Annotated in this window: 8 protein-coding genes and 1 pseudogene; 7 read left to right on the forward strand and 2 right to left on the reverse strand. The window is 71.9% G+C overall.

From position 1 onward, the window contains the following. The 5 genes from AC2VOK_RS06660 to AC2VOK_RS06680 all read left to right on the forward strand — a co-directional run. Positions 1–984 (forward strand): DUF7847 domain-containing protein (locus tag AC2VOK_RS06660; protein WP_428899772.1); only part of this gene is annotated, 984 nt, incomplete at its 5' end. Between the two features lie 23 nt (positions 985–1,007). Beyond that, positions 1,008–1,652: a DUF4129 domain-containing protein gene (locus tag AC2VOK_RS06665; RefSeq protein WP_428899773.1), complete on the forward strand. Its 645-nt coding sequence runs from the start codon at positions 1,008–1,010 to the stop codon at positions 1,650–1,652. Then, entirely contained in the window at positions 1,634–2,782 is a 1,149-nt protein-coding gene (locus tag AC2VOK_RS06670; RefSeq protein ID WP_428899778.1) for a DUF4350 domain-containing protein, read from the forward strand. Before AC2VOK_RS06665 ends, AC2VOK_RS06670 begins: the two co-directional genes overlap by 19 nt. Next, positions 2,776–3,744: an AAA family ATPase gene (locus AC2VOK_RS06675; RefSeq protein ID WP_428899779.1), complete on the forward strand. Its 969-nt coding sequence runs from the start codon at positions 2,776–2,778 to the stop codon at positions 3,742–3,744. Before AC2VOK_RS06670 ends, AC2VOK_RS06675 begins: the two co-directional genes overlap by 7 nt. Beyond that, the gene (locus AC2VOK_RS06680; RefSeq protein ID WP_428899774.1) at positions 3,744–5,078 is read left to right on the forward strand and encodes a DUF58 domain-containing protein; all 1,335 of its coding nucleotides are present in this window, start codon (positions 3,744–3,746) and stop codon (positions 5,076–5,078) included. The genes AC2VOK_RS06675 and AC2VOK_RS06680 overlap by 1 nt, the downstream gene beginning before the upstream one ends. Positions 5,079–5,111: 33 nt before the next feature. Here the strand turns inward: AC2VOK_RS06680 and AC2VOK_RS06685 are convergent, their stop codons facing one another. Beyond that, positions 5,112–6,104, reverse strand: coding sequence for a stage II sporulation protein M (locus AC2VOK_RS06685; protein ID WP_428899775.1), 993 nt, complete (start codon positions 6,102–6,104; stop codon positions 5,112–5,114). A gap of 25 nt (positions 6,105–6,129) precedes the next feature. Here AC2VOK_RS06685 and AC2VOK_RS06690 point away from each other — a divergent pair, with 25 nt between their 5' ends. Continuing rightward, positions 6,130–7,005, forward strand: a complete 876-nt coding sequence (locus AC2VOK_RS06690; protein WP_428899776.1) for an RDD family protein — start codon at positions 6,130–6,132, stop codon at positions 7,003–7,005. A gap of 9 nt (positions 7,006–7,014) precedes the next feature. After that, positions 7,015–7,182: pseudogene (locus tag AC2VOK_RS06695) on the forward strand (TetR/AcrR family transcriptional regulator); the annotation flags it as partial. Between the two features lie 17 nt (positions 7,183–7,199). Here the strand turns inward: AC2VOK_RS06695 and AC2VOK_RS06700 are convergent. Next, a partial coding sequence (locus tag AC2VOK_RS06700) for a PIN domain-containing protein (protein WP_428899777.1) occupies positions 7,200–7,640 on the reverse strand: 441 nt, incomplete at its 5' end.

The following is a 7,640-nucleotide window of genomic DNA, read 5'->3' on the forward strand; positions in this document are numbered from 1 at the left end:
TACCGGCCCCCGTCGGCCGTCAAACCCGGGATCATCCCGTTGCGGCCGTTGACCCTGAGCGAGATCTTCAACGGGGCGGTCGGCTTCATCCGCGCCAACCCGAGGGCCGTGCTGGGGCTGACCGCGATGGTGGTCGTGCTCATGCAGATCGTCACGCTGGTCGCCACCCTGGCACCCCGGGTGGCCCTCGGCGACGTCGACGCCCGCCGGGCGGGCGAGCTGAGCTCGGCGGTGGTGGGCGCTGTCCTGGCGTCGGTGGCTGCCGGCCTGCTGATCACCTGGCTGGGCGGCATGCTGCTGTCCGGGATGCTGACCGTGATCGTCGGGCGCGCGGTCTTCGGGTCGACCATCACCATCGGCGAAACCTGGGCCAAGATCCGCGGGCGGCTGCTCCCGCTGCTGGGCCTGGCGCTGCTGGAGGCCGCCGCGGTGGCCGCTCTCGGCGGCCTGGTGGTGGTCGCGGTCGCCGTCCTGACCGCAGTCGGCGGCGGGGCCGCCACCGTCCTGTTCGGGTTCCCGCTGCTGCTCGGCGTCCTGGCACTGCTGGTCTATCTGTACACGGTGGTGCTGTTCGCGCCGGTGCTGATCGTGCTGGAGCGGCTGCCCGTCATCGACGCCGTGACCCGATCGTTCGCCCTGGTCCGCAACGGCTTCTGGCGGGTGCTGGGCATCCGGACGCTGACATTCATCGTGGCGACCGTCGTCGCGAACGCGATCGCTGCGCCGCTGAGCATCGCTGGCCAGCTGATGCTGGGCCTCAACTCGTCCACCGCCGCTTTGGTCCTGGGTACCGCGCTGACCGCCGTCGGGTCGGCGATCGGCCAGATCGTCACCGCCCCGTTCAACGCCGGGGTCGTCGTGCTGCTCTACACCGACCGCCGCATGCGCGCCGAGGCTTTCGACCTGGTGCTGCAGACCGGGGCCGCCGGCGGCCCCTATGCTGTCGCCTCCACCGACAACCTCTGGCTGACCCGGCCCCTGTGAGGCCGAGCTAGGATCATCCGACAGTGCCTTCCATCGACATCGACCGCGATGCCGCACACCGGGCCGCGCAGGCCGAACTGGACAAGCCCGCCTATTCGCGGGGTTCGCCGCTGCAGCAGCTCTCCGACTGGGTCAGCGAACAGCTGTACCGGCTGCTGGAGAAGACGGCGTCCCTGCCGGGCGGCTGGTTCACCGCCGCGGTGCTGTTCATCCTGCTGACCGTCGCGGTGGTGGTCACCGTCCGCCTCGCGCGTCGCACGTTGCGCACCCGCCGCGGTGAGGCCGCGCTGTTCGAGACAACCCAGCTCACCGCGGCACAGCACCGCGCCACCGCCGAAAGTCTTGCCGCGCAAGGTGATTGGGCCGCAGCGATCCGGCACCGGCTGCGCGCGGTGGCCCGCCAGCTCGAGGAGGCGGGGGTGCTCGATGCGGCCCCCGGTCGGACCGCCACCGAGCTGGCCCGGGATGCGGGCCTCGCACTGTCGCACCTTTCCGGCGAATTATCAGAGGCAGCAAGGACTTTCAACGACGTCACCTACGGCGAGCGGCCCGGGACCCAGCCGGAGTACCAGGTGATCGCCGACCTCGACGAGCACCTGTTGTCGCGCTCGCCCGCCGCGGCGGCGGCGCCCGTCGGCACCGTCGAGCCCTGGGAGCAGGTCCGGTGACGGCGGCCGCCGGTGGCCCGGCGCAGCGCCGGCGCACCTGGCGCGCGGTGGCGCTGACGCTGCTCGCCGTCGCGGTCCTCGCCGGCGTCGGCGCCTACCTGGGCGCACCACGCTCCGGAGCCCGGATGGATCCGGCATCGACCGCACCCGACGGTGCCCATGCCCTGGTGACGCTGCTGCGCGACAACGGCGTCGAGGTGATCGTGGCTTCCTCCATCGCCGACGTCGAACGGGCGGCCCGCCCCACCACGCTGATCCTGGTGGCACAGAGCCAATACCTGACCGACCCGGTACTGGACGAACTGGCCGGTGCACCAGGAGATCTGCTGCTGGTCAAGCCGACGGCGCGGACCCGCGAGGCGCTGCTGCCCGGCGTGCGCAAGACGCCCGCGCCGAAAGGTTTCGACAGCAGCCCGGATTGCACCCTGCGAGAGGCCGACCGGGCGGGAAGCGTGCGCTTCGGGCCGAGCGACAGCTACCGCGCCGACGACGGCCGGGTGGTGCGACGTTGCTACGGCGGGGTGCTGATCCGCTACCGGGACCACGGCCGGGCCGTCACCGCAGTGGGCAGTACCGACTTCATGACCAACGGCGGCCTGCTGCAGGCGGGTAACGCCGCGCTGGCGATGAACCTCGCGGGCGACCGGCCACGCCTCATCTGGTACGCACCGCAGCACACCGAGGGCGAGAACTCCGCCACCACATCACTGTTCGGCTTGATTCCGCCCAACGTGACGTGGCTGGTGTGGCAGCTGTTCCTGGTGGTGACGCTGGTCGCGTTCTGGAAGGGGCGCCGGCCGGGCCCGCTGGTGGCCGAGGAGCTCCCGGTGGTGGTGCGCGCGTCGGAGACCGTCGAGGGCCGCGCCCGGCTCTACCGGTCGCACCGGGCCCGCGACCGTGCCGCCGCGGCGCTGCGGGCCGCCACGATGCAGCGACTGCTGCCCCGGCTCGGCCTGGGCGCGGGCGCAGCGGCGCCGACGGTGGTGGCGGCGGCCGTCGCGCAACGCAGCCGCGCCGACGCCGGGCTGGTCTCCTACCTGCTCTACGGCCCACCCCCGGCCACCGACGACGACCTGCTACAACTTGCCCGTGCACTGGACGACATCGAAAGGCAGGCCACCAGATCGTGACACCATCGAACCCCGCCGCTGACTCGGCCCGAGAGGCGCTGCTGGCGTTGCGTACGGAGCTGGCCAAAGCCGTCGTCGGACAGGAAGGGGTGGTCAGCGGGCTGGTGATCGCGCTGCTGTGCCGCGGCCACGTCCTGCTGGAGGGCGTTCCGGGAGTCGCGAAGACGCTGCTGGTGCGGGCGTTGGCGGCCGCACTGCGACTGGAGTTCAAGCGCGTCCAGTTCACCCCCGACCTGATGCCCGGCGACGTCACCGGTTCGCTGGTCTACGACGCGCGCACCGCCGCGTTCGTGTTCCGGCCGGGCCCGGTGTTCACCAACCTGCTGCTGGCCGACGAGATCAACCGCACCCCGCCCAAGACCCAGGCGGCGCTGCTGGAGGCGATGGAGGAGCGTCAGGTCAGCGTGGATGGCGAGCCCAAACCGCTGCCCGACCCGTTCATCGTCGCCGCCACCCAGAACCCGGTCGAATACGAGGGCACCTACCAGCTGCCCGAGGCGCAGCTGGATCGTTTCCTGCTCAAGCTGAACGTCACGCTGCCGCCGCGCGACGCCGAGGTCGTCATCTTGCACCGGCACGCGCACGGCTTCGATCCCCATGACCTGTCGGCGATCACGCCGGTGGCCGGGCCCGCCGAACTGGCGGCCGGACGCCAGGCTGTGCAACGGGTGCGGGTCGCCGACGAGGTGCTGGGCTACATCGTCGACATCGTCGGGGCCACCCGCACCTCCCCCGCCCTGCAGCTGGGCGTGTCGCCGCGGGGGGCGACGGCCCTGCTGGCGACCGCGCGTTCCTGGGCGTGGCTGTCCGGCCGCGACTATGTCACCCCCGACGACGTCAAAGCCATGGCCCGCTCGACGCTGCGGCACCGCCTCATGCTGCGTCCGGAAGCCGAACTGGAAGGGGCCGCCGCTGACGGTGTCCTCGACGGAATCCTGGCCTCGGTCCCGGTGCCCCGCTAGTGGTCCTGACCGGACGAAGCGGCCTGGTCGCGCTGCTGTGCGCCCTGCCGATCGCGGTGTCCCCTTGGCCGGCACAGACTTTCGTGGTCCTGCTGGCGTCGCTGGGCGCCGCGATGGCGGTCGACGTCGGGCTGGCGACGGGGATCCGCGGGATCGGGTACACCCGCTCGCCGGACAGCGCGGTGCGACTCGGTCAGGAGGTGGACGTGGTGCTGACGGTATGCAACGAGACCCGCCGGCGGTTTCGCGGGCAGATCCGCGACGCCTGGCCGCCCAGCGCTCGTGCGCAGCCGCGCATCCATCCGGTCACCCTCGGGGCCGGCCAGCAGCTGCGAATCCAGACCCGCCTGCGGCCGGTGCGGCGCGGCGACCAGCGTGCGGCGACCGTCACGGCCCGCTCGATCGGGCCGCTGGGGCTGGCGGGGCGGCAGGCCTCGCGGCCGGTACCCGGCCGGGTCCGGGTGCTCCCGCCGTTTTTGTCCCGCAAGCATCTGCCGTCGCGCCTGGCCAGGCTGCGCGAGATGGAGGGGTTGCTGCCCACGCTGATCCGCGGGCAGGGAACCGAATTCGATTCGCTGCGCGAATACGTCGTCGGCGACGACGTCCGCTCGATCGACTGGCGCGCCACCGCGCGCCGCGCCGACGTGGTGGTCCGCACCTGGCGGCCCGAACGTGAACGCCGGGTGGTGCTCGTGCTCGACACCGGGCGCACGGCGGCCGGCCGCGTCGGCGTCGACCCGACGTCGTGCGATCCCGACGCCGGCCCCACCGGATGGCCCCGCCTGGACTGGGCCATGGACGCCGCCCTGCTGCTCGCTGCGCTCGCGGCGCGGGCCGGCGACCACGTCGACTTCCTCGCCCACGACCAGGTGAGCCGGGCCGCGGTGTTCGGCGCCTCCCGCACCGAACTGCTCGCCCAGCTGGTCGAGGCGATGGCCCCTCTGCAACCCGCGCTGGTCGAAACCGATTGGCGCGCAACGGCCTCGGCCCTGGTTCGGCGCAGCCGACGCCAGTCGTTGGTGGTGCTGCTGACCGACCTCAACGCGACCGCCCTCGAGGAGGGGCTGCTGCCGGTGCTGGGCACGCTCTCGGCCCGTCACCACCTACTGGTCGCGGCGGTCGCCGACCCCCGCGTCGACCAGATGGCCGCCGGGCGCGCCGACGCGGCCGCGGTCTACGACGCCGCAGCCGCCGAGTACTCCCGCAACGAGCGGCGCACCGTCGCCGCGCGGCTGCGCGGCGCCGGGGTGGAGGTCGTCGACGCCGTCCCCGCCGAGCTGGCGCCTGCCCTGGCCGACCGCTACCTGGCGATGAAGGCGACCGGGCGGCTGTAGTCTTCGCGGCCCTCGGGCCCGGACCGGCCGGCGCTAGCTCGTCGGGACCACGTCCGGAGCGTCCTCGATGTCGCCGGATTCCCCGGCCCTGGCCGCGCGGCGGCCGAAGTACACCACGTAGAACAGGAACGCCGCCTCGGCCAGCACGCCGATGCCGACCCGGACCACCGTGGGCAGCGGCGATGGCGTCACCAGCGCCTCGATGAGCCCGGACACCAGCAGCACCGCCACCAGCCCCACGGCGACCGCCATGACGGCACGGCCCTGCTCGGCCAGCACCTGGGTGCGCGGGCGGTCCCCGGGCGAGATCACCGACCAGCCCAGCCGCATCCCCGCCGCCCCCGCCAAAAACACCGCGGTGAGCTCCAGCAGCCCGTGCGGGGCCAGCAGTCCGAGCAGGACACCGCCCTTGCCCGCGTTGAACATCAGGCCGGCGATCAGCCCGACATTGGCGGCGTTCTTGAACAGCACGATCGGAATCGGCAGGCCCAGCAGCACCGACAATGCGATGCACTGCGCGGAAACCCAGGAGTTGTTCACCCACACCTGCAGCGCGAACGCCGCCGCGGGGTGCGCACGGTAGTAGGAGGCGACGTCGTGGTTGACCAATTCGTCGACCTCGCTGGGTGTTCCGACCGCGGACTGCACCTCCGGGTTCACCGACACCCACAGCGCGATGGCGGCCACGACGGCGACGAACACCACCGCCGTGCCCAGCCACCACCGCCAGGTGCGGTAGGCGGCCACCGGGAAGGACACCGTCCAGAACCGGACGAGCGTCTTGCTCAGCGGCGCATGCGCACCGGTCACCACGGAGCGTGCGCGTGCCACCAGACTCGACAGCCGGCCGGTCAGCACCGAGTCCGAGGACACCGAGCGCAGGATCGACAGGTGGGTGGACACCCGCTGATAGAGCTCGACGAGTTCGTCGACCTGTGCGCCGGTCAGCGACCGGCGACCCTTCACCAGCTGTTCCAGCCTGTCCCAGGTCGCGCGATGGGTCAGCACGAATGCGTCGACGTCCACCCTCGGCAGGGTACCGTTCGGTGTTATGTCGGAGGTGGTGACCGGGGACGCCGTGGTGCTCGACGTGCAGATCGCCCAGTTGCCCGTACGGGCCGTGAGCGCGCTGATCGACATCGCGGTGATCTTCGCCTGCTACGTGCTGGGGCTGCTACTGTGGGCCGCCACCCTGACCGAGTTCGACAGCGCGTTGACCGCCGCCATCCTGATCGTGTTCACGGTGCTGGTGATCGTCGGGTATCCCCTGATCTTCGAAACCGCCACGCGGGGAAGGTCTGTCGGAAAGATCGTGATGGGCCTGCGGGTAGTGTCCGACGACGGGGGCCCAGAACGGTTCCGGCAGGCCCTGTTTCGTGCGCTGGCGTCGGTGGTCGAGATCTGGATGCTGGCCGGCAGTCCCGCCGTCATCTGCAGCATCCTCTCGCCGCGGGCCAAGCGCATCGGTGACATCTTCGCCGGCACCGTGGTCGTCAGCGAGCGCGGGCCGCGGATGGCGCCACCACCGGCGATGCCGCCGTCGCTGGCGTGGTGGGCGTCGTCACTGCAACTGTCGGGGCTGGACTTCGGGCGGTCCGAAGTTGCCCGTCAATTCCTTTCCCGGGCACACCAACTCGACCGGGGCCTGCGCCAGCAGATGGCCTACCGGATCGCCGGTGACGTCGTGTCGCGCATCGCGCCGCCGCCCCCGCCCGGCGCGCCGCCGGAACTGGTGCTGGCCGCGGTCCTGGCCGAGCGGCACCGTCGCGACCTCGTGCGTCTGCGCCCGACGGGGCCGCCGCTGCCACAACCACCACCGTGGGGATACGGCCCACCAGCGCCGCCGTGGGGGTACGGCCCGCCGGCGGGCGCCGGGTCGCACCCGTGGCCGTCGCGTGACCGTCATGGCGGCGGCCCGCGCGGTTAGAGTCGCCACCTGCCCAAGATCGGCGCCTCGTCCGTCGAGGAGCACCGCGCGCAGGTCCAGCAGCGCATCGTCGACGCTTTCAGCGCGCTGATGGCCCAGTTCAGCTTCGACGCGATCACGATGGCCAGGCTCGCGGCGCAGGCCGGCATCGGGCGCACCGCGATCTATCACCGCTTCCCCGCGGCCGCCAACGGTCACCGCCCTCGATTGGTTCCGGGCGCGATGACGTCGAGGTCGTGCTCGTCGCAGGCGGCGATGAAGCGTCGGTCGTACGCGCACACGATGGTCACGCTGGATTTGTTGACCAGAACCGTGGCGAGGTGGATGGCGTCGAGGGTTCGGAGTTCGGATGGCGGGATCGTCTGGGCCAGTGCGGCGATCTCGGGTGTCATCAACAGCGTGTCGACCTTGTCGAGGATTCTGCGGGCTGCCATGACGGCGTCACCCTCGACTGGCGGCACTTCGTCGACGGTTCGGGTGGTTGACAGTGCGGCGTCGTCGATGCGCACTGCGGCGCGCATGAGTTCGATGCGACCGATCTGGGCGGTGCAGCAGTCGACTCGGGAGGCGCGCACGCCCCGGGTGGCGCGGGCTGGCCGGCCGTCGTCGGTGACGTCGTTGAGCCATTCGATGAG

The organism is Mycobacterium sp. TH-M116 (genome assembly GCF_057473685.1).